This is a genomic window from Crossiella sp. CA-258035 (assembly GCF_030064675.1).
Classification (GTDB): Bacteria; Actinomycetota; Actinomycetes; order Mycobacteriales; family Pseudonocardiaceae; genus Crossiella.
The window spans coordinates 7,652,332-7,672,070 of sequence record NZ_CP116413.1 but is presented as its reverse complement, the minus strand read 5'-3'; the positions used below and the strand labels follow the sequence as shown (position 1 = coordinate 7,672,070).

Sequence of the window (19,739 nt, the reverse complement as noted above, 5' to 3'; positions counted from 1 at the left end):
GATCACCGTAGTTCACGGGCGGGAATCCGCATCCGGGCCGGACCGTGCAGCCATGACGACACGAGTTCTGGTGACCGGGGCGACCGGCAACGTCGGCCGCCAGGTCATGACCCAGCTTCGCGCGGAAGCCGTTGCCCTGCCCCGAGATCGCGCGGATCTGGCCCGCCCGGAGAGCCTGACCGGCAGTCTGCGCGAGGTGGACGCGGTGTTCCTGATCTGGCCGCTGCACAGCGGCGAAGCGCTGCCCGGGGTGCTCGCGGAGATCGCCCGGCACGCGCGCCGGGTGGTCTTCCTCTGCTCCGGCGCGGTCGGCGACCTCAGCATGGACGCGCAGGAGGAGCTGATCCGGCGGTCGGGTCTGGAGTGGACGGTCATCCGGGCCAGCACGTTCGCGGTCAACGCCCGGTGGTGGACCGGGCAGATCAGGGCGGGGGAGCAGGTGCGTGGCGCGTACGGCGGGCTGGGCCTGGCCATGCTGCACGAGGCGGACATCGCGGCGGTGGCGGTGCGCGCGCTCACCGGCGAGGGCCACCACGGCCAGGTGTACCGGCTGACCGGTCCCGAGGTGCTCAGCCAGGCCGAGCAGGTGCGGATCATCGGCGAGGTGCTCGGCCGCCCGCTGCGCTGGGTCGAGCTGGACCGGGTGACCGCCCGGCGGCAGCTGCTCGCCGACGGCCTGCCACTGTCCTTTGTGGACGTTTTGCTGGACGCCTACGCCGCGATGTCGAGCCAGCCCAGCCCCGAGATCACCGACACCGTGGCGACCGTGACCGGTTCGCCCGCGCGCAGCTTCCGGCAGTGGGTGGCTGACCACGCGGCAGAGTTCTAGCCCAGGTCGTGCTCGTGCGCGTAGATCACCGCGTGCACCCTGGTGCGCAGCCCGAGCTTGGCCAGCACCCTGGCCACGTGGGTCTTCACCGTGCCCTCGCCCACCGCCAGCTCGGCCGCGATCTCGGCGTTGCTGAGCCCGCGGGCCAGCGCCCGCAGCACCTCCCGCTCCCGGTCGGTCAGCGCGGCCAGCTCCGGGCCCGGCGGCGCGGGGGCCAGCTCGGCGAAGCGCCGGATCAGCCCGCTGGTGACCTTGGGATCGATCAGCCCGTGCCCGCCGTGCACCGCCCGGATCGCCGTGGTCAGCAGCTCGGGATCGTTGTCCTTCAACAGAAACCCGGCCGCACCGGCACGCAGCGCGCGGTAGAGGTAGTCGTCCAGGTCGAAGGTGGTCAGCACCAGGATGCGCGCCGGGGTCCCGGCCAGTTCCTCGATCGCGGCCAGGCCGTCCTGGTGCGGCATCCGGATGTCCATCAGCACCACGTCCGGCCGCCGCCAGCGGGTCAGGTGCACCGCCTCCGCGCCGTTGGCCGCCTCGCCGACCACCTCGATGTCGGGCTCGGCGTCCAGCAACAGGCGCAGTGCCGCGCGCACCGGCTGCTGGTCGTCGGCCAGCAGCACCCGGATCATCGCGGCTCCCAGGGCAGCACGGCCCGCACCAGCCAGCCGTCACCGGCCGGCCCGGCGGTGCAGGTGCCGCCGAGCAGCGCGGCCCGCTCGGCCAGCCCGCGCAGACCGTGGCCGGGCCGGGGCTCACCAACGCTCCGGCCGTTGTCGCACACCGTGATCACCAGCTCCGTCCCCGTCCGGCGCAGCTCCACCTCGACCTCCGTGGCCGCGGAGTGCCGCAGCACGTTGGTCAGCGCCTCCTGCACGATCCGGTAGGCGTGCCGCCCCACCAGCTCCGGCACCCCGATCTCCAAGCCCCGCACGGTGATCCGCGGTCCGCTCCTGGCCAGCCGGGCGGCCAGCTCGGTCACCTGGTCCAGCCCTGGATCCTCGCGCAGCTCGGCCAGCAGGCCCCTGGTCTCGGTCAGCGCGGTGGCGGACAGGTCGGTGATCAGCGCCAGCGCGGCGGGCGCCGCCTCGGGCACCCGCCGGGCCGCCATGGCCTGCAACCGGATCGCGGTCAGGTGGTGGCCGACCGCGTCGTGCACGTCCCTGGCGATGCGCAGCCGCTCGTCCGCCACCACCCTGGCCAGCTCCGCCTGCCGCAGCGCGACCGCCGAGCGCACCCGCTCCCGGTGCAGCCGCAGCGCCACCCCGGCCGCGACCGGCGCCAGGCCCAGCAGCACCGCCTCGGTGAGCACCGGTGTGCTGGGCGGCGCCGGCGCGCTGAGCCCGTAGAGCACCGTCCAGCCCACCGACAGCGCCACCACCGGCCCGAACTTCTCGCCGCGGTGGTAGACCGCCGAGCAGAACGCGGCCGCGGCCACCGTGCGCCCCGACCAGCCGGGCAACCCGGTGCCGACGAAGGCCACCGCCGCGCAGGCCACCGCCACCGCGACGGGGTACCGGCGGCGCAGCGTCAGCGGCAGGCTCAGCGCCAGGCTGAGCAGCACCGGCGGCCAGGACAGCTCGCCGCGTTCCAGCAGCACCCCGCCCAGCAGGGCGAGGAAGGCGATGCCGGCCAGCGTGGCGTCGTTCATGCGGCCAGTCTTCAGGTGTTCGCCGGACAGGTCAGGCCAGCCGGCGGCAGCGCGCCGGTGGTGAGGTAGCGGTGCACGTGCCCGCGCAGGCAGCGGTTGCCCGCGTAGAGGTAGTTGGCGTGCCCGCCCACCACCGCGATGTGCCGGGAACCGGGCAGTTGCGCGGTCACCCGCCGCCCGTAGTCCACCGTGGTCACCGAGTCGTGGATGCCGTCGGCGAGCAGCGACGGCGGCCGGTGCGCGGGCGGGATCGGTTGCGGGGCAAAGGGTGTGACCTCGGGCAGCCCGGCGCACTTGAGCACGTTGACCCAGGTGTGCCGCCAGCCCAGCAGCGGAGCCACGGTGGCCCTGATCCCGGCCACGATCCGGCTCACCTCGCGGTAGTCGGTGGCGTAGGGGAAGTCGGCGCAGTTGATCTGCCGGTTCACGTCGGTCTCCACCGGGATCGCGGGTACGCCGACCAGCTTGCTGGCATCACCGGCGTCCGCCTCGGCGATCGCCTGGGCCAGTCGCGGCCAGTCCCGCTCGAAGTCCGAGTGCGTGCTGGAGACGATCCGCGAGGCCGTGCCCGGCCCGCCGAACTTCGCATCCGGCGCCGGGATCGGCTGCCTCTCGGCCCGCGCCACCAGGTCCGTCCACACCTTGACCAGGTCGCGCCCGTGCAGCGCGCAGTCCGGCGTGCGCGCGCACCAGTCGCCGAAGCGGTGCAGGTTCCGCTCGGCCACCTCGGCCCGGGAGGCCGCCCAGTCCCGCTGCGAGCGGTTGGTGTGGTCGTACACGCTGTCCAGGAAGAACCGCCCGGACCGGTGCGGGAACAGGGACAGGTAGGCCTGGCCGAACACGGTGCCGTAGGAGTTGCCCAGGTATCGCAGCTTGGACTCGCCGAGCGCGGCCCTGATCGCGTCCAGGTCGTGCGCCACCTGCCAGCTGTCCAGCTTCCCGGCCAGCGGCCCTGCGGCCGTGGCGCAGCCCGCGCCGAACTCCCGGCTGCGCGCCACGTGCGCGCGGTAGGCGGCCTCGTCCGGGAAGGTCCACTCCAGCGGGATCGGCGCGCCGGTCGGGCAGGTGATCCCGGCGCTGCGCCCCATCCCGCGCGGGTCGAACAGCACCACGTCGAACCACTGCGTCAGGTCCGCGAACTGCCCGCCCAGCTGCGGCAACAGGTGCAGGTAGGCCCCCGGCCCGCCGGGGTTGACCACGATGGAGCCGAGGCGGGTGGCCGGGTCCCTGGCGGGGTAGCGGGCCAGCGCGAGGTCGAAGCGGGACCCGCGCGGGTTGGCGTGGTCGGTGGGCACGGACAGCTCGGCGCACTGGAGGCCGGAGCCGCAGTCCCGCCAGGTCAGCGCGGGTGCGGCGGTCGCGGGCGGGGCGTGCAGGACGGCCACGGCCGCGCCGGCCGCGACCGCGAGCAGGCGAAGGGTCTTGGTCACCGGCCCAGGCTCGCGCTGAGGACCGGTCCGCCGCGTCTGCAATCCGGCAGACGCGGAACCTCGCTCGCCGCGCTAGTCGGGCAGGACCACCGCGACGATCCCGGCCAGGTGCGCCAGCCGCGCCACCTCGGCCGCCCGGAACATCGGCCCGCCCGGCCGCCCCACCAGCAGCACCCGGTCCGGGTTGCCCAGCGGGGTGGCCGCCAGCTCGGTGCCCAGCTCCTGCCAGGTCTCGGGCACCCACGGCTCCTCGCCGTCCAGGATGGTCGCCTTGGCCAGCGGCAGCCAGGGCAGGTCGATCGCCTTGGTCTCCGGGGCCGCGCTGCTGGCGGCCAGCCGGTACGGGCCGTCGCCGTTGTTGCCGACCACCACGGCCCAGCCGGCCCGGATGATCCGCGGCACGCCCTCGGTGAAGACCTCAAGACCCTTGCGCGGCTCGGCGGCGATCTCCTCCACCAGCTCCAGCTCGCGGTGGGTGTTGAGGATGCCGGCGTAGGGCCGGACCGCGTCCACCTCGACGCCCTCGACCGACTCGGCCGCGGTGATCAGCACGTCCGGCAGCCGGCCCGAGGGCAGCTCCACCACCAGGTCGTCGATGGCCACGCCGACCCCGCGTTCGACCACGTCCACGCTCAGGATGTCGGCCCCGATCTCACCGAGCGCCGACGCGACCGCCCCCAGGGTGCCGGGACGGTCGGGAAGCTGCACGCGGATCAGGAAGGACACGGCCGCCGATTGTCGCAGACCCGGCCGACAACACCGACTCCGCCGTCCACATGTCGAGAGAACCCGTCCAGTTATCCACAGCGTGACGACCAGACCAACAACCCGTTCGGGGCCGTGACGGCCCGCGCCATAGACTCAGCCCGCAACGAAGCCCCGCATCCGGGCAGCAACTTTCAGGGAGTCCACCAGTGCCCACCATCTCGCGCGACGAGGTAGCGCACCTGGCCAGGCTGGCCAGGCTCGCCGTCACCGATGCCGAACTGGACCTGTTCGCCGGCCAGTTGGACGGCATCATCCAGGCGGTGGCCAAGGTCGGCGAGGTAGCCGCCGAGGACGTCCCGCCGACCTCGCACTCCGTGCCGCTGACCAACGTCTTCCGCGCCGACGAGATCACCCCCTCGCTGCCCAGGGAGGACGCGCTCGCCGCGGCGCCCGCGGCCGAGGACGGCCGGTTCCGCGTGCCGCGCATCCTCGGGGAGGCCTGACATGACCGACCTGACCAGGCTCACCGCGGCCGAACTGGCCGGCAAGATCCACTCGCGTGAGGTCTCCGCGGTGGAGGTCGCCCAGGCGCACCTGGACCGCGTGGCCGCGGTCGACGGTGCCGTGCACGCCTTCCTGCACGTGGACACCGAGGGCGCGCTGGCCGCCGCCGAGGCCGTGGACAAGTCCATCGCCGCCGGTGAGACCCCCGCCTCGCCGCTGGCCGGGGTGCCGCTGGCGCTCAAGGACGTGCTCACCATCAAGGGCGTGCCCACCACCTGCGGCTCCAAGATGCTGGAGGGCTGGATCCCGCCCTACGACGCCACCGTCACCCGGCGGCTGCGCGAGGCGGGCGTGGTCATCCTCGGCAAGACCAACATGGACGAGTTCGCGATGGGCTCCTCCACCGAGAACTCCGCCTACGGCCCCACGCACAACCCATGGGACCTCGACCGCATCCCCGGCGGCTCCGGCGGCGGCTCCTCGGCCGCGCTGGCCGCCTTCGAGGCTCCGCTGGCCATCGGCACCGACACCGGCGGCTCGATCCGCCAGCCCGGCGCGGTCACCGGCACCGTCGGCGTCAAGCCCACCTACGGCGGCGTGTCCCGCTACGGCCTGGTCGCCTTCTCCTCCTCGCTGGACCAGGCCGGGCCCTGCGCCCGCACCGTGCTGGACGCGGCGCTGCTGCACGAGGTCATCGCCGGGCACGACCCGCTCGACTCCACCTCGCTGAACGTGCCGGTCCCGCCGGTGGTCGCGGCCGCCCGCCAGGGCGCGACGGGCGACCTCAGCGGCCTGCGCATCGGCGTGGTCAGCGAGTTCAGCGGCGACGGCTACCAGCCCGGCGTGCTGCGCTCCTTCGAGGCCGCGGTGGCCGCCCTGGAGAAGCTGGGCGCGGAGGTCGTGGAGGTCTCCTGCCCGAACTTCACCTACGCGCTGCCGGCCTACTACCTGATCGCGCCGAGCGAGTGCTCCTCCAACCTGGCCCGCTTCGACGCCATGCGCTACGGCCTGCGGGTCGGCGGCGAGGACCCGGCGCTGGACGCCGAGCAGGTCATGTCGCTCACCCGCGAGGCCGGCTTCGGCCCCGAGGTCAAGCGCCGGGTGATCCTGGGCACCTACGCGCTCTCCGCCGGGTACTACGACGCCTACTACGGCTCGGCGCAGAAGGTCCGCACGCTCATCTCGCGCGACTTCACCAGCGCGTTCGAGCAGGTCGACGTGCTGATCTCGCCGACCACGCCGACCACGGCGTTCCGGCTCGGCGAGCGCACCGCCGACCCGATGGCGATGTACCTGGCCGACCTGTGCACCATCCCGGCCAACCTGGCGGGCAACGCGGCGATGAGCGTGCCCAGCGGCCTCTCCGACGAGGACGGGCTGCCGGTCGGGCTGCAGATCATGGCGCCCGCGCTGGCCGACGAGCGGATGTACCGGGTGGCCGCGGCCTACGAGGTCGCGCGCAACGACGCCGAGGGCGGTGCGCAGATCCACCGGGTGCCGGACCTCGCGGCGGGCGTGCGGTGAGCGAACGCAGCGAGCGGGAGGACACCCGCCAATCGGTCGGCCAGGTGCTGCGGGGACTCGAACTGTTCCCGCTGCCCGACGGCTGGACCCCGATCGAGGCACTCGCGGTGGTGAAGTGCCTGGACGCCAGTGGCACGCCCACCTGGTGCACCCGGCGCACCGCCGGGATCAACGACGAGGAACTGCTCGGCACGATGGTGCTCCAGTCCGAGCTGCTCAAGCGGGACATCCTGTCCGACTGGGAGGACGACGGCGATGACGACTGACGTCACGGCAGAACTGCTGCCCTACTCCGACGTGGTCGAGCGCTTCGACCCGGTGCTGGGGCTGGAGGTGCACGTCGAGCTGCACACCAACACCAAGATGTTCTGCGGCTGCCCGACACAGTTCGGGGCCGACCCGAACACCCAGGTCTGCCCGACCTGCCTCGGCCTGCCCGGCGCGCTGCCGGTGGTCAACGGCAAGGCGGTCGAGTCGGCCATCCGGATCGGTCTCGCGCTCAACTGCGAGATCGCGGAGTGGTGCCGGTTCGCGCGGAAGAACTACTTCTACCCTGACATGCCGAAGAACTTCCAGACCTCGCAGTACGACGAGCCAATCGCCTTCAACGGCTACCTGGACGTGGTGCTCGACGACGGTGAGATCTTCCGGGTGGAGATCGAGCGCGCGCACATGGAGGAGGACACCGGCAAGTCGCTGCACGTGGGCGGCGCGACCGGGCGCATCCACGGCGCCGAGTTTTCCCTGCTGGACTACAACCGGGCGGGCGTGCCGCTGATCGAGATCGTCACCAAGACGATCCACGGCACCGGCGAACGCGCGCCCGAGGTGGCCCGCGCCTACGTCAGCGCGCTGCGCGACCTGCTCAAGGCGCTGGACGTCTCGGACGTGCGGATGGACCAGGGCTCGCTGCGCTGCGACGCGAACGTCTCGCTGATGCCCAAGGGCAGCAGCGTGCTCGGCACCCGCTCGGAGACCAAGAACGTCAACTCGCTGCGCAGCGTCGAGCGGGCCGTGCACTTCGAGATGCGCAGGCACGCCGCGGTGCTGACCAGCGGCGGCGAGGTCGTCCAGGAGACCAGGCACTTCGACGAGTCCACCGGCAGCACCCGGCCGGGACGGCGCAAGGAGACCAGCGAGGACTACCGGTACTTCCCGGAGCCCGACCTGGTGCCGATCGCCCCGTCCCGCGAGTGGGTGGCCGAGCTCGCGCAGACCCTGCCCGAGCTGCCCTGGCAGCGCCGCAAGCGGATCCAGGCCGAGTGGAAGCTCTCCGACCCGGAACTGCGCGACCTGGTCAACGCGGGCGCACTCGAACTGGTCGCGGCCACCGTCGAAGCGGGAGCCGCCCCGGACGAGGCCCGCTCCTGGTGGGTGGCCTACCTGTCCCAGCAGGCCAACACCCAGGGCGTCGACCTCGCTGACCTGGCCATCACCCCAGCCCAGCTGGCCAGGGTGATCGCCCTGGTCGCCGAGGGCAAGCTGACCAACAAGCTGGCCCGCCAGGTCGTCGACGGCGTGCTGGCAGGCGAGGGCGAGCCGGACACCGTGGTCGAGGCCCGCGGCCTGGTCGTGGTCTCCGACGACTCGGCCCTGCTCGCCGCGGTCGACGAGGCCCTGGCCGCCCAGCCCGACATCGCCGAGAAGATCCGCTCCGGCAAGGTCGCCGCGGCCGGCGCCGTGGTCGGCGCGGTCATGAAGGCCACCAAGGGCCAAGCCGACGCCAAACGCGTCCGCGAACTGGTCCTGGAACGCTGCGGCCAGTAACGCCACCAGCGACAACGCCGGCACCGCGGCCCGTGCCGCCCGGACAACTTCCCGGGCGGCACGGGCCGCGTCATACTCACCGCTGCCCGCTGCCCGCTGCCCGCTGCCCGCTGCCCGCTGCCCGCTGCCCGCTGCCCGCTGCCCGCTGCCCGCTGCCGCAGCGCCCGGCACCCGACCCAGGTCTCCTGGCCCGGCACTCGGCCCTGCCCGCCGCCCGGCAGCACCTCACCGCGCGCGGCCGCCGCGAGCGGCAACCCCGGCAACACCGCGGCCCCCGGGAAAACCTCTCCCGGGGGCCGCGGCTCGTTCAGGTCCGGCTAGTCGTTCCCGCCCGTCCCGCCGCCCTGCGGCGGCAGCACGAACACCCGGTCGTCGCTGCTCACCGGCTTGCCGCCGGCCTTGTTCAGCGTGCCCACCCAGGCGTTGCCGTCCGGGCCCAGGTCCACGCCGCCGAGTTGGCCGTAGGTGCCCTTCAGGGTGGTTTCCGGGCGGCCGGTGAAGGCGCCGGTGTTGCTCACGGCCAGGTTGAACATGCCCGCGCCGGTGGTCAGCGCGACTGACAGGCGGTCGCTGTAGGCGGCGCAGCCCGCTACGCCGGGGCGGTCCGGCCAGGTCCAGGCCGGGGTGCCGAGGGGCTTGCCCAGGGCGAACTTGTAGACCACGTCCTGCTTGTCGGCGCGGTCGGTGACCCAGGTGGTGCGGTGGTCGGTGGTGCTGCAGATGCCGCCGGGGCTGGTCAGGCCGGTGGCCACCACCGTGCTGCCGGCGTTGGGGTTGCCGTCGGCGGGCTTGCCGGAGGTGCTGATCCGCAGGAGCTTCCCGGCCAGGGAGTTCGGATCGCCCGCCGCGCCGCCGTTGCCCGCGTTGCCGGTGGCCACCAGCAGCGCCCCGGTGCGGTCCCTGGCCAGCGCGCCGCCGTTGTTGCGGCCGCCGCGCGGGATGCCGGTGAGCACCGGCTTGGGGCCGTCGCCCTTGGCGATGCGCACCACCCGGTTGTCCGAGCCGGTGGTGACGTAGGCGAAGACCAGCCCGTCCTCGGCGTAGCTGGGCGAGAGCGCGAGCCCGGTCAGCCCGCCGCCGCCGGCCCCGTCCACCGGGATCCGGGCGAACTCCTCCGGCGACTTGCCCGGCTGCACCTTCAGGATCTTTCCGCTGACCCGCTCGGCGGCCAGCGCGGACTGCCCGTCCGGCAGCACCGCGACCGCGGCCACCTGGTCCAGGCAGGTCGCGACCACCGAGGGGTCGAAGTCCTTGCAGCCGTCCGGCGGCGGCACCGGGGTGTTCGGCCGGGTCGGCGGCTGCGGGCCGCCGCCCCCGCCGCCGCCACCGGGTGGTGGGGCGCCCTGGGGTTGCAGCCGGGGCTGCTCGGTCCAGTCGGCCTGCCGCACCTCGGGGAAGCTGGCGCACCCGGAGACCAGCAGGGCGAGCGCCACCATCCCGATGAGGGACGTCCGTCGCTTCGAACCCGGGGCTGGCATGGGCTCCAGGGTAGGTGGCCGCAGGTGAACCCGAGGTTAGAGTGCCGATGTGAGCCTGACTGTGCTGCTGCCCGACTACCCAGGGGCCGCCGACCTGGTGTCCGCGATCGAGGGTGTCCGGGTGGTCACCTACGACCCGCACGACCAGCTCAACATGCCCGCCGAGGCGGTGGACGCCGAGGTGTTCGTGCCTCCGTTCCTGGCCTCCAGGGAGCTGGTGCCGTTGGCCGAGTCGCTGCCAAGGCTCCAGCTGGTGCAGCTGCTCAGCGCGGGTGCGGAGGCCTGGATCGGCGCGCTGCCCGAGCGGGTCAAGCTGTCCAACTGCCGGGGCGCGCACGGCGGGAGCACCGCGGAGTGGGTGGTCGGCGCGCTGTTGTCGATCTACCGCGACTTCCGCGAGTTCGACGCCGCCCAGCGCGCCGGGGAGTGGGCCTACCACCAGACCGACACCCTCCAGGGCAAGCGGGTCCTGGTGGTCGGCGCCGGTGACCTGGGCAGGCAGCTGGAGCGCAGGCTCCTTCCGTTCGACACCGAGGTCACCCTGGTCGGGCGCAGCGCGCGGGAGGGCGTGCGCGGTGAGGACGAGCTGCCCGAGCTGCTCGGTGAGTACGACGTGGTGGTCGTGGTGGTGCCGATGACCGAGGACACCCGGCACCTGGTGGACGCCAAGTTCCTGGCCCGGATGGCCGACGGCGCGATCTTCGTCAACGGCGCCCGCGGCCCGGTGGTGGACACCGACGCGCTGCTGGCCGAGCTGACCAGCGGCAGGCTGCGCGCCGCGCTGGATGTCACCGACCCGGAACCGCTGCCCGAGGGCCACCCGCTGTGGCGCGCGCCCAACCTGCTGCTCACCCCGCACGTGGCCGGCAGCGTGGCTGGTCAGCACCAGCGCGCCTTCCGCATCGTGGCCAGGCAGATCGCCCAGTTCGCGGCGGGCAAGGACCCGGAGAACCTGATCCGCGGCAGCTACTGACCGCCGGGAAAGGTGCGCCGCCACGCCGCCCGGGTCGCCGAAGTGGCTCGGATCACCTAGCCTGCGTGGGCGTGAGCACTCACGACAGCGGCCCCGGCACCAGCGGGGGCGCGCACCACTTCGACGACGCGGGGCATTCCGCCACCGGCACCACGGCGGCACTGCCCGTTGACCAGGCCGACGGTGCGGACACCGTGCGGCGCAAGCCCTTCGCCTGGAACGGCGGCACCGACCTCGGCCTGCTCGTCCTGCGGCTGGTGCTCGGTGGCACGTTCATCGCGCACGGGGCGCAGAAGCTCTTCGGTGTGTTCAACGGTCCCGGCATCAACGGGTTCGCCAAGTTCCTGGAGTCCTTCGGATTCCAGCAGACCCGGATCCTGGCCTACGTCACCGGGATCACCGAGCTGGGCGGCGGCCTGCTGGTCCTGCTGGGTTTCCTGACCCCGCTCGGCGCGGCAGGCCTGCTCGGCGTGATGATCAACGTGGTCACGCTCAAGTGGAACAACGGTTTCTTCCTCGGCCAGACCGGCTCCGGGTTCGAGTTCGACCTCGTGCTCGGTGCCCTGGCCGCCGCGCTGCTGTTCCTCGGCCCCGGCCGCGCCGCCGTCGACAACGGTCGCGCCTGGGCGCGCGTCCCACTCCCGTGGGGCGTGCTCTTCCTCCTGGTCGCGGCGGGCTCCGCGGTGATCACCCTGGTGGTCCTGCGCTAACGGCCAACACCCAGCGCAAGAACGGCCAACACGCCGCCGGGGGTTTTCCACCCTCGCGTGTTGGCCGTTCTCGTACGGTGTGTTGGCCGTTATTTGGCGGGGTCGCGGACCGCGCCGGTGGCCGCTGAGGTGGCCAGGCGGGCGTAGGCGCGCAGGGCCTTGGACACCGGGCGCTGGCGGTCCACCGGCTGCCACGGGTTCTCGCTGGCCTCCATCTTGGCCCGCCGCTCGGCCAGCACCGCCTCGTCCACCAGCAGCTCCAGCTTGCGCCGGTGCACGTCGATGACGATCTCGTCGCCGTCCTGGACCAGCCCGATCAGCCCGCCCTCGGCCGCCTCCGGCGAGATGTGCCCGACCGAGATGCCCGAGGACCCGCCGGAGAACCGGCCGTCGGTGATCAGCGCGCACACCTTGCCCAGGCCCGCGCCCTTGAGGAACGCGGTGGGGTGCAACATCTCCTGCATGCCGGGGCCGCCAGCCGGGCCCTCGTACCGGACCACCACGACCTCGCCGGGCTGCACCTGCTTGCCCAGGATCGCCGAGACCGCCTGCTCCTGGCTCTCCACCACCCTGGCCGGGCCGCGGAAGACCCACAGCTCCTCGTCGATGCCGGCGGTCTTGATCACCGCGCCGTCCTCGGCCAGGTTGCCGTGCAGCACCGCCAGGCCGCCGTCAGCGGTGTAGGCGTGCGCGCGGTCCCTGATGCAGCCGCCAGCCGCGTCGGTGTCCAGCGAGGACCACCGGTTGCTGGTGGAGAACGCCTGCGTGGTGCGCACCCCGCCGGGCGCGGCGTGGAACAGCTCGACCGCCTCCGCCGAGGGCGACTCCGCGCGGATGTCCCAGGCGCCCAGCCACTCGTCCATGCTCGCGCTGTGCACGGTGCGCACGTCCCGGTTGAGCAGTCCGGCCCGGTCCAGCTCGCCCAGGATGGCCGGGATGCCACCGGCCCGGTGCACGTCCTCCATGTGGTAGTCGGAGTTCGGGCTCACCTTGGCCAGGCAGGGCACCCGGCGGCTGACCGCGTCGATGTCGGCCATGGTGAAGTCGAGCTCCGCCTCGTGCGCGGCGGCCAGCACGTGCAGCACGGTGTTGGTCGAGCCGCCCATGGCCACGTCCAGCGCCATCGCGTTCTCGAACGCGGCCCGGTTGGCGATGTTGCGCGGCAGCGCGGACTCGTCGTCCTGCTGGTAGTAGCGCTTGGCCAGCTCCACCACGGTGGTGCCGGCCCGCTCGAACAGCGCCCGGCGGGCGGCGTGCGTGGCCAGGGTGGACCCGTTGCCCGGCAAGGAAAGCCCGAGCGCCTCGGTCAGGCAGTTCATCGAGTTCGCGGTGAACATGCCGGAACAGGAGCCACAGGTCGGACAGGCCGAGCGCTCCACGATGGACAGGCCCTCGTCGTCGACGTCCGGGCTGGCCGAGGCGGCGATCGCGGTGATCAGGTCGGTCGGCGCCTGCGCGACCCCGTCCACCACCACGGCTTTGCCCGCCTCCATCGGCCCGCCGGAGACGAAGACCACCGGGATGTTCAGCCGCAGCGCGGCCATCAGCATGCCGGGGGTGATCTTGTCGCAGTTGGAGATGCAGACCAGCGCGTCCGCGGCGTGGCCGTTGACCATGTACTCCACCGCGTCCGCGATCAGCTCGCGGGAGGGCAGCGAGTAGAGCATGCCGCCGTGCCCCATGGCGATGCCGTCGTCCACCGCGATGGTGTGGAACTCCCGCGCCACGCCACCGGCCTCGCGCACCGACTCGGCCACGATGTCACCGAGGTCACGCAGGTGCACGTGCCCCGGCACGAACTGGGTGTAGGAGTTGGCGATGGCCACGATCGGCTTGCCGAAGTCGGAGTCGGTCATACCGGTGGCGCGCCAGAGCGAACGGGCGCCTGCGGCGTTGCGGCCGTGGGTGGTCACGCGGGAGCGGAGCGGGGGCACAGCTCCTCCTTAACGGGGTTCGTCAGTGGGGTCCGGCTCGGCGGGCTCGGTCTCGGCGGCCGGTTCGGGTTCGCCGAAGCGGCCGCCGCTGGCCCGCGCCAGCGCGTCGAGGTCGCGCACCCGCACCGCGGGCAGCGTGACCTCGGAGTCGTCGGTGAGCACCGCCTTCACCCCGGAGGCCTTGGTCAGGCGCAGCGCGGCGATGTCCGACCAGACGATGCTGCGAGCGCCGAACAGCGTGCGGATGCGCACCTGTTCGGCGTCGACCACGGTCCTGGTGCGGATCACCCACAGGACCAGTGCGAGCGGCACCAGGTAGACCACCTGGAGACCGGGCGCGCCGAAGGCGAGTGGGGTCGCGCACACGAACAGCAGCGCCGCCGGAATCATAGCCGCAGTGGGGATCCGGAAAATCAGTCCGCTCACGTCCTCGATCCTTCCACGTGCGCGAACGGGTGTTCGCGACGGTGCGGTGTCCCTCGGTCGTGTCCAACATCCGGGAGTACCGTCCCGCAGAGTTGACGCCTGTCCCGGCCAAGGGCTAGCGTCGGCAGGGTGCAGCGCAAGACTTTCCTCCTCGTACTTCCCAGGCGCGTCGACGCCTAGGAAGCACTCGTCGACGCGCAACCCTCGTACGGCCAACCCAGGCCGACGAGGGTTTTTTGTTGCCCGTAGCTTGCTCACACCGAACACGAGGCAGACCCGATGACCCAGGTGAGGCCCACGCCGCCGCCCCAGCCGCCCCAGGGGGCAAGACCCCGCCCGACCCCGCCCGCCGGCGCTCCGGTCAGGGTGACCGGCGCGCAGTCGCTCGTGCGCTCGCTCGAGTCGGTGGGCTGCGAGATCGTCTTCGGTATCCCCGGCGGTGCCATCCTGCCCGCCTACGACCCACTGCTGGACTCCACCAAGCTGCGGCACATCCTGGTCCGGCACGAGCAGGGCGCCGGCCACGCCGCCTCCGGCTACGCGCACGCCACCGGCCGGGTCGGGGTCTGCATGGCCACCTCGGGCCCCGGCGCGACGAACCTGGTCACCCCGATCGCCGACGCCTACATGGACTCCATCCCGATGGTCGCGATCACCGGCCAGGTGGCGCGGTCCTCGATCGGCACGGATGCCTTCCAGGAAGCCGACATCTGCGGCATCACCATGCCCATCACCAAGCACAACATCCTGGTGACCGACGCCGCGGAGATCCCGCGCGCGATCGCCGAGGCCTTCCACATCGCCAGCACCGGCCGACCCGGCCCCGTGCTGGTGGACCTGCCCAAGGACATCCTGCAGGCCACCACCTCCTTCAGCTGGCCGCCGGAGATGCGGCTGCCCGGCTACCGGCCGACCACCAAGCCGCACGGCAAGCAGGTGCGCGAGGCGGCCAAGCTGATCGCCGCGGCCAAGCGCCCGGTGCTCTACGTCGGCGGCGGCGTGGTGCGCGGCAAGGCATCCGCCGAGCTGCTGGAGCTGGCCGAGCTGACCGGCATCCCGGTGGTCACCACGCTGATGGCCCGCGGCGCCTTCCCCGACTCCCACCGCAGCCACCTGGGCATGCCGGGCATGCACGGCACGGTCGCCGCGGTGGCCGCGCTGCAACGCTCGGACCTGCTGATCACCCTCGGCGCGCGCTTCGACGACCGGGTCACCGGCCAGCTCGGCACCTTCGCGCCGGACGCGCAGGTCATCCACGCCGACATCGACCCGGCCGAGATCTCCAAGAACCGCAAGGCCGACGTGCCGATCGTGGGCGACGTCAAGGACATCATCGCCGACCTGGTGCCCGCGGTGCGCGCGGAGTACGAGGGCGGCGCCCGCGCGGACATCTCCGCGTGGTGGACCATGCTCGAGGGCATCCGCGGCTCCTTCCCGCTGGGCTACGACTGGCCAGCCGACGGCACGCTGTCCCCGCAGTACGTGATCGAGCGGATCGGCAACCTGGTCGGCCCGGAGGCGATCTACACCGCGGGCGTCGGCCAGCACCAGATGTGGGCCGCGCAGTTCGTCAAGTACGAGAAGCCGGCCACCTGGATCAACTCCGGCGGCCTGGGCACCATGGGCTTCGCCGTGCCGGCGGCCATGGGTGCCAAGGCGGGCATGCCGGACAAGCAGGTCTGGGCGATCGACGGCGACGGCTGCTTCCAGATGACCAACCAGGAGCTGGCCACCTGCGCGATCGAGGGCATCCCGATCAAGGTCGCGGTGATGAACAACGGCAACCTGGGCATGGTCCGGCAGTGGCAGAACCTCTTCTACGCCGAGCGCTACTCCAACACCGACCTGGGCACGCACAAGCACCGCATCCCGGACTTCGTGCTGCTCGGTGAGGCGCTGGGCTGCGCAGGCCTGCGCGCGGAGACCAAGGAGGAGGTCGACAAGGTCATCCAGCAGGCGATGGAGATCAACGACCGCCCGGTGGTCATCGACTTCGTGGTCGGCAAGGACGCCCAGGTGTGGCCCATGGTGGCCGCGGGCACCGGCAACGACGAGATCATGGCCGCGCGCGGCATCCGCCCGCTGTTCGACGAAGACGAGGTGTGAGGCGATGACTCGGCACACGCTGAGCGTGCTGGTGGAGAACAAGCCCGGTGTGCTCGCTCGGGTCGCGGGCCTGTTCTCCCGGCGGGGCTTCAACATCGAGAGCCTCGCGGTGGGGCCGACCGAGCACCCCGAGGTGTCCCGGATGACCATCGTGGTCGCCGTGGAGCTGCTGCCGCTGGAGCAGGTCACCAAGCAGCTCAACAAGCTCGTGCACGTGATCAAGATCGTTGAGCTGGACGCCGCGGTGTCCGTGCGCCGCGAGCTGCTGATGGTGAAGGTCCGCGCGGACGCCACCGTGCGCAGCCAGGTGCTGGAGACCGTGCAGCTCTTCCGCGCCAAGGTGGTCGACGTCTCCCCGGAGGCGCTGACCATCGAGGCCACCGGCACCACCGACAAGCTCGACGCCCTGCTGCGCATGCTGGAGCCCTACGGCATCAGGGAGATGGTCCAGTCCGGCATGGTGGCCATCGGCAGGGGCGCTCGTTCCATCACCGCGACCGCGGTTCGCTAGAACACGTATAGGAGAAGCAAGAGCATGAGTGTCGAGATCTTCTACGACGACGACGCCGACATCAGTGTCATCCAGGGTCGCAAGGTCGCGGTGATCGGCTACGGCAGCCAGGGCCACGCGCACGCGCTGAGCCTGCGCGACTCGGGCGTCGACGTGCGGATCGGCCTGCCGGAGACCAGCAAGTCCCGGGCCAAGGCCGAGGAGGAGGGCCTGCGCGTCCTCACCCCCGCCGAGGCATCCGCGGAAGCCGACCTGATCATGATCCTGGCGCCGGACACCGCGCAGCGGCACGTCTACGCCCAGGACGTCGCGCCGAACCTCAACGACGGCGACGCGCTGTTCTTCGGCCACGGCTTCAACATCCGCTACGGCCTGATCACCCCGCCGTCCAATGTGGACGTCGCCATGGTCGCGCCGAAGGGCCCCGGCCACCTGGTCCGCCGCCAGTTCGTCGACGGCAAGGGTGTGCCCTGCCTGATCGCGGTGGAACAGGACGCCTCCGGCAACGCCCAGGCGCTCGCGCTCTCCTACGCCAAGGCCATCGGCGGCAGCCGGGCGGGCGTCATCAAGACCACCTTCACCGAGGAGACCGAGACCGACCTCTTCGGCGAGCAGGCGGTGCTCTGCGGCGGCGCCAGCGCGCTGGTGCAGGCGGGCTTCGAGGTGCTGACCGAGGCCGGCTACGCCCCCGAGGTCGCCTACTTCGAGTGCCTGCACGAGCTGAAGCTGATCGTGGACCTGATGTACGAGGGCGGCATCGCCCGCATGCGCTACTCGATCTCCGACACCGCCGAGTACGGCGACCTGACCCGCGGCCCGCGCGTGATCACCGCCGCGGTCAAGGAGGAGATGAAGAAGATCCTGGGCGAGGTCCAGGACGGCACCTTCGCCCGCGAGTGGGTGGCCGAGGACGACAACGGCCGCGCCAACTACCGCAAGCTCCAGCAGGAGGGCGAAGCTCACCCGATCGAGGAGACCGGCAAGAAGCTTCGGGCGCTCATGTCCTGGGTCGACCGGCCCATCACCGAGACCGCCTGACGTCGGCAACCAGCACAGAGCGAACGCCGTCCACCCTGGAGTGGGCGGCGTTCGCGCTGTTCAGGGGGTTACGGAGGGTGATCCGTGATCCCACCCGATCAGTTCATTTCACTCAGTAATTTGCCTATTTAGCATTGACCTAACAGTGATCCGCGGTCCGCCGAACGGGGCTTGGGACCCCAGCTCGGCAGCAGGGAGACGGCGGAAGCGCCGCCTCATGACGACGCGGGGAGCGTGCAAAGCCATGACCGGCAACATGACCGGTGGGCTGGACGAGTCGGTCCGGACCCACCTGGCCAAGTTGTTCACCCTGATCCACACCCTCGACGACCTGGACGTGGCCGAACTGGCCAGGGCCGAGATGCCCCGTCTGATCTCCGCGCTGAAGCTGGTGCTGGACGCGCACGAGCCGGACGAGTACGGCCACTGCCGCCAGTGCCAGCCCGGCAAACGGCGCCACCGGCTGCCCTTCGAGCCCTGCCGCGCCTACGACAGCGCCCAGCGCTTCCTGGCGGTGGAACGCGGCCTGCCGCAGATGCTGGTGCAGGCCCAGCAGGGCGCCTTCGCCGGCCACCGCCCGAGGCACGCCCTGCACTGAGCACGGGGCCGGGACAGGGGTTGGGGCGTCCGGTCAGGCCCCCAACCCCCAGAGCCGTTCCGCCAGCTCCGCCACGCCGCGCGCGGCCGCCAGCTCCGGCCGCCGCTCCAGCAGCGGCCCCAGCAGCTCGAAGTCGTGGCACAGGCTCATCCCCAGCATGGCCTCCGGCGGCCCCAGCAGCCCCGGATCGCCGTACCCGGCCACGAACGCCCGCAGCATGCGGACATCGCCCTCGAACGCGCCCAGGTGCAACGAGGCCACGTCGTAGCGCGGGTCCCCGGTCCGCGCCTCGCCGAAGTCGATCAGCCCGGTCAGCAGGCCCGCCGAGACCAACAGATGCTCGCCGCTGAGATCCCCGTGCACCAGCACCGGTTCCGGTGGCCGCCAGGACCCGACGAAGGTCGCTTGCCACTCGGCCAGCTCATCGAGCAGGCTGCGGCGCAGCGGGACCGCGGCACGTCGTTCGCGGGGCGCCTCCGCCAGCCGCCGGTGCAGTAACCCGGTCATGGTCGATGAACTGGCCGCCAGCCGCCCTGAACTTGGTAACGCAAGTTGATGCAACCTGCACAAGACCGCTCCGACGTGTCCAGCGAACCTGGTCCGTTCGGCCGCAGAGAATTGCCACCTGTCACCCAAAGTAGTCAGGGGCAGTCCGGGCAGCCGGCGGCAGACCAGGTAGCTCCAGCCGGGAGCCAACTCGCCGTCAGCCACCAGTTCCGGCACCGGCAGTGCCGGGTCCGCGGCCAGCAGGCGGTAGGCGGCCCGCTCGGCCCCGATGCTGTCCGGGCCGTGCCAGAACGGGGTGAACAGCTTCACCACCAGGCCCGAACCGGTCAGCGCGGTGGGATAGGTGCTGCGCCCGGCCAGCCACATCCGCGCTGGTAGCGGCAGGTTCGCGGCGGTCAGCGCGGCCCGGTGCACGGGGAGCCAGATCGCCGGATCGCCCAATGCCTGGGCATATTCCTCTTCGCTGGACAGGCTGGGCAGCATGATCGGCACGGACCTGAGCGTGGTCCGTGCCGACCGTGTTCCGCCAGCGAGTTCTAGGCCACCTGGCCCGGCGCCAGCCGCAGCCGGTGCCGGGCGCGCTGCACGGGGATGTCGTCCTGGCCCGGCGGGGGGCTACCAGACCAGGACGACAGCTCAGGGGAAGGGGACGGCCCGTCCTCCACCAGGCACAGCTGGACGTAGGCGATCCGCCAGGTCGGGCAGGGCCACTCGCCGCCGAGGCCCCAGCTGGGCCGGCACAGGCGGCACCGCCTGCGCTTCTTGCGGCCCACCGAGCGGTGCTGGGCGAGCAGGAACTGCCAGCCGCGGACGGTGCGCAGCAGCGCGTTGCGGGTGGCCGGGTCGGCCTGGTCCTCGGCCAGCTCCGCCAGTTCGGCGAGGCGGGAGGCCACCGCGCGGTAGCACTCGCGGCCGCGGGTCGTGCAGCGGTCGGGCGCCTCGTGCACATCCAAGATGGGCCTGCCTGACGACCACACGGTCTCCACCGCCCCTAACGTGAGTACTGTGTCACCGATCGCTTACCGTCGGTGTCTGCTTCCGATTTCGG

Annotated in this window: 20 protein-coding genes; 11 read left to right on the top strand and 9 right to left on the bottom strand. The window is 72.2% G+C overall.

Features of this window, described 5'->3' with window-relative positions; translation table 11 throughout:
• Positions 1–52: 52 nt before the first annotated feature.
• Entirely contained in the window at positions 53–829 is a 777-nt protein-coding gene (locus N8J89_RS34490; RefSeq protein ID WP_283661132.1) for a Rossmann-fold NAD(P)-binding domain-containing protein, read from the top strand.
• Here the strand turns inward: N8J89_RS34490 and N8J89_RS34485 are convergent.
• The 4 genes from N8J89_RS34485 to N8J89_RS34470 all read right to left on the bottom strand — a co-directional run bounded on the left by N8J89_RS34485 (position 826) and on the right by N8J89_RS34470 (position 4,633).
• Entirely contained in the window at positions 826–1,458 is a 633-nt protein-coding gene (locus N8J89_RS34485; RefSeq protein WP_283661131.1) for a response regulator, read from the bottom strand. The genes N8J89_RS34490 and N8J89_RS34485 overlap by 4 nt on opposite strands.
• A complete protein-coding gene (locus N8J89_RS34480) occupies positions 1,455–2,477 on the bottom strand; it encodes a sensor histidine kinase (RefSeq protein ID WP_283661130.1) in 1,023 nt (340 codons plus the stop codon). Before N8J89_RS34480 ends, N8J89_RS34485 begins: the two co-directional genes overlap by 4 nt.
• Before the next feature lie 11 nt (positions 2,478–2,488).
• Positions 2,489–3,907, bottom strand: a complete 1,419-nt coding sequence (locus N8J89_RS34475) for an alpha/beta fold hydrolase (RefSeq protein ID WP_283661129.1) — start codon at positions 3,905–3,907, stop codon at positions 2,489–2,491.
• A gap of 72 nt (positions 3,908–3,979) precedes the next feature.
• Positions 3,980–4,633 carry an ACT domain-containing protein gene (locus tag N8J89_RS34470; RefSeq protein ID WP_252484992.1) on the bottom strand — a complete coding sequence of 218 codons (654 nt, stop codon included), beginning with the start codon at positions 4,631–4,633 and terminating at the stop codon, positions 3,980–3,982.
• 188 nt (positions 4,634–4,821) lie between these two features.
• On the opposite strand from N8J89_RS34470, the gene gatC reads away from it, so the two are divergent.
• Genes gatC through gatB form a run of 4 tightly spaced genes read left to right on the top strand, consistent with a single transcriptional unit; the run spans position 4,822 to position 8,410 of the window.
• A complete protein-coding gene (gene gatC, locus N8J89_RS34465; RefSeq protein WP_252484991.1) occupies positions 4,822–5,118 on the top strand; it encodes an Asp-tRNA(Asn)/Glu-tRNA(Gln) amidotransferase subunit GatC in 297 nt (98 codons plus the stop codon).
• Between the two features lies 1 nt (position 5,119).
• Entirely contained in the window at positions 5,120–6,643 is a 1,524-nt protein-coding gene (gene gatA / locus N8J89_RS34460; protein WP_283661128.1) for an Asp-tRNA(Asn)/Glu-tRNA(Gln) amidotransferase subunit GatA, read from the top strand.
• Positions 6,640–6,909: a hypothetical protein gene (locus N8J89_RS34455; protein WP_252484989.1), complete on the top strand. Its 270-nt coding sequence runs from the start codon at positions 6,640–6,642 to the stop codon at positions 6,907–6,909. The genes gatA and N8J89_RS34455 overlap by 4 nt, the downstream gene beginning before the upstream one ends.
• Complete coding sequence (gene gatB / locus N8J89_RS34450) at positions 6,899–8,410, top strand: Asp-tRNA(Asn)/Glu-tRNA(Gln) amidotransferase subunit GatB (RefSeq protein WP_283661127.1); 1,512 nt, start codon at positions 6,899–6,901, stop codon at positions 8,408–8,410. Before N8J89_RS34455 ends, gatB begins: the two co-directional genes overlap by 11 nt.
• 317 nt (positions 8,411–8,727) lie before the next feature.
• Here the strand turns inward: gatB and N8J89_RS34445 are convergent, their stop codons facing one another.
• Positions 8,728–9,888 (bottom strand): PQQ-dependent sugar dehydrogenase, encoded by a 1,161-nt coding sequence (locus tag N8J89_RS34445; RefSeq protein WP_283661126.1) that lies wholly within the window; start codon positions 9,886–9,888, stop codon positions 8,728–8,730.
• A gap of 49 nt (positions 9,889–9,937) precedes the next feature.
• On the opposite strand from N8J89_RS34445, the gene N8J89_RS34440 reads away from it, so the two are divergent.
• On the top strand, positions 9,938–10,861 hold the full coding sequence (locus tag N8J89_RS34440) for a 2-hydroxyacid dehydrogenase (protein WP_283661125.1): 924 nt from the start codon (positions 9,938–9,940) through the stop codon (positions 10,859–10,861).
• A gap of 71 nt (positions 10,862–10,932) precedes the next feature.
• Positions 10,933–11,571, top strand: a complete 639-nt coding sequence (locus N8J89_RS34435) for a DoxX family protein (RefSeq protein ID WP_283661124.1) — start codon at positions 10,933–10,935, stop codon at positions 11,569–11,571.
• 89 nt (positions 11,572–11,660) lie between these two features.
• Here the strand turns inward: N8J89_RS34435 and ilvD are convergent, their stop codons facing one another.
• Positions 11,661–13,505, bottom strand: coding sequence for a dihydroxy-acid dehydratase (gene ilvD / locus N8J89_RS34430; RefSeq protein ID WP_283661123.1), 1,845 nt, complete (start codon positions 13,503–13,505; stop codon positions 11,661–11,663).
• A 9-nt stretch (positions 13,506–13,514) separates the two neighbouring features.
• Positions 13,515–13,895: a PH domain-containing protein gene (locus N8J89_RS34425; protein WP_283661122.1), complete on the bottom strand. Its 381-nt coding sequence runs from the start codon at positions 13,893–13,895 to the stop codon at positions 13,515–13,517.
• A 315-nt stretch (positions 13,896–14,210) separates the two neighbouring features.
• Here N8J89_RS34425 and N8J89_RS34420 point away from each other — a divergent pair, with 315 nt between their 5' ends.
• From N8J89_RS34420 to N8J89_RS34405, 4 genes are all read left to right on the top strand, one after another.
• Entirely contained in the window at positions 14,211–16,037 is a 1,827-nt protein-coding gene (locus N8J89_RS34420; RefSeq protein ID WP_283661121.1) for an acetolactate synthase large subunit, read from the top strand.
• A 4-nt stretch (positions 16,038–16,041) separates the two neighbouring features.
• Positions 16,042–16,548: an acetolactate synthase small subunit gene (gene ilvN / locus N8J89_RS34415; RefSeq protein WP_283661120.1), complete on the top strand. Its 507-nt coding sequence runs from the start codon at positions 16,042–16,044 to the stop codon at positions 16,546–16,548.
• A 24-nt stretch (positions 16,549–16,572) separates the two neighbouring features.
• Complete coding sequence (gene ilvC, locus N8J89_RS34410; RefSeq protein ID WP_283661119.1) at positions 16,573–17,586, top strand: ketol-acid reductoisomerase; 1,014 nt, start codon at positions 16,573–16,575, stop codon at positions 17,584–17,586.
• A 244-nt stretch (positions 17,587–17,830) separates the two neighbouring features.
• Positions 17,831–18,184, top strand: coding sequence for a hypothetical protein (locus N8J89_RS34405; protein ID WP_283661118.1), 354 nt, complete (start codon positions 17,831–17,833; stop codon positions 18,182–18,184).
• Positions 18,185–18,217: 33 nt separating this feature from the next.
• Here N8J89_RS34405 and N8J89_RS34400 read toward each other — a convergent pair whose 3' ends face one another.
• Both N8J89_RS34400 and N8J89_RS34395 read right to left on the bottom strand, forming a co-directional pair.
• A complete protein-coding gene (locus tag N8J89_RS34400) occupies positions 18,218–19,174 on the bottom strand; it encodes a phosphotransferase family protein (RefSeq protein ID WP_283666324.1) in 957 nt (318 codons plus the stop codon).
• A 53-nt stretch (positions 19,175–19,227) separates the two neighbouring features.
• Positions 19,228–19,644, bottom strand: coding sequence for a hypothetical protein (locus N8J89_RS34395; protein ID WP_283661117.1), 417 nt, complete (start codon positions 19,642–19,644; stop codon positions 19,228–19,230).
• Positions 19,645–19,739 lie beyond the last annotated feature (95 nt).

Excerpts from the sequence above, each read along its gene's own strand:
- N8J89_RS34490 (WP_283661132.1), top strand. The coding sequence starts at position 53 with ATGACGACACGAGTTCTGGTGACCGGGGCGACCGGCAACGTCGGCCGC.
- N8J89_RS34485 (WP_283661131.1), bottom strand. The coding sequence starts at position 1,458 with ATGATCCGGGTGCTGCTGGCCGACGACCAGCAGCCGGTGCGCGCGGCA.
- N8J89_RS34480 (WP_283661130.1), bottom strand. The coding sequence starts at position 2,477 with ATGAACGACGCCACGCTGGCCGGCATCGCCTTCCTCGCCCTGCTGGGC.
- gatA (WP_283661128.1), top strand. The coding sequence starts at position 5,120 with ATGACCGACCTGACCAGGCTCACCGCGGCCGAACTGGCCGGCAAGATC.
- gatB (WP_283661127.1), top strand. The coding sequence starts at position 6,899 with ATGACGACTGACGTCACGGCAGAACTGCTGCCCTACTCCGACGTGGTC.
- N8J89_RS34445 (WP_283661126.1), bottom strand. The coding sequence starts at position 9,888 with ATGCCAGCCCCGGGTTCGAAGCGACGGACGTCCCTCATCGGGATGGTG.
- N8J89_RS34425 (WP_283661122.1), bottom strand. The coding sequence starts at position 13,895 with ATGATTCCGGCGGCGCTGCTGTTCGTGTGCGCGACCCCACTCGCCTTC.
- N8J89_RS34420 (WP_283661121.1), top strand. The coding sequence starts at position 14,211 with ATGACCCAGGTGAGGCCCACGCCGCCGCCCCAGCCGCCCCAGGGGGCA.
- ilvN (WP_283661120.1), top strand. The coding sequence starts at position 16,042 with ATGACTCGGCACACGCTGAGCGTGCTGGTGGAGAACAAGCCCGGTGTG.
- ilvC (WP_283661119.1), top strand. The coding sequence starts at position 16,573 with ATGAGTGTCGAGATCTTCTACGACGACGACGCCGACATCAGTGTCATC.
- N8J89_RS34405 (WP_283661118.1), top strand. The coding sequence starts at position 17,831 with ATGACCGGCAACATGACCGGTGGGCTGGACGAGTCGGTCCGGACCCAC.
- N8J89_RS34400 (WP_283666324.1), bottom strand. The coding sequence starts at position 19,174 with ATGCTGCCCAGCCTGTCCAGCGAAGAGGAATATGCCCAGGCATTGGGC.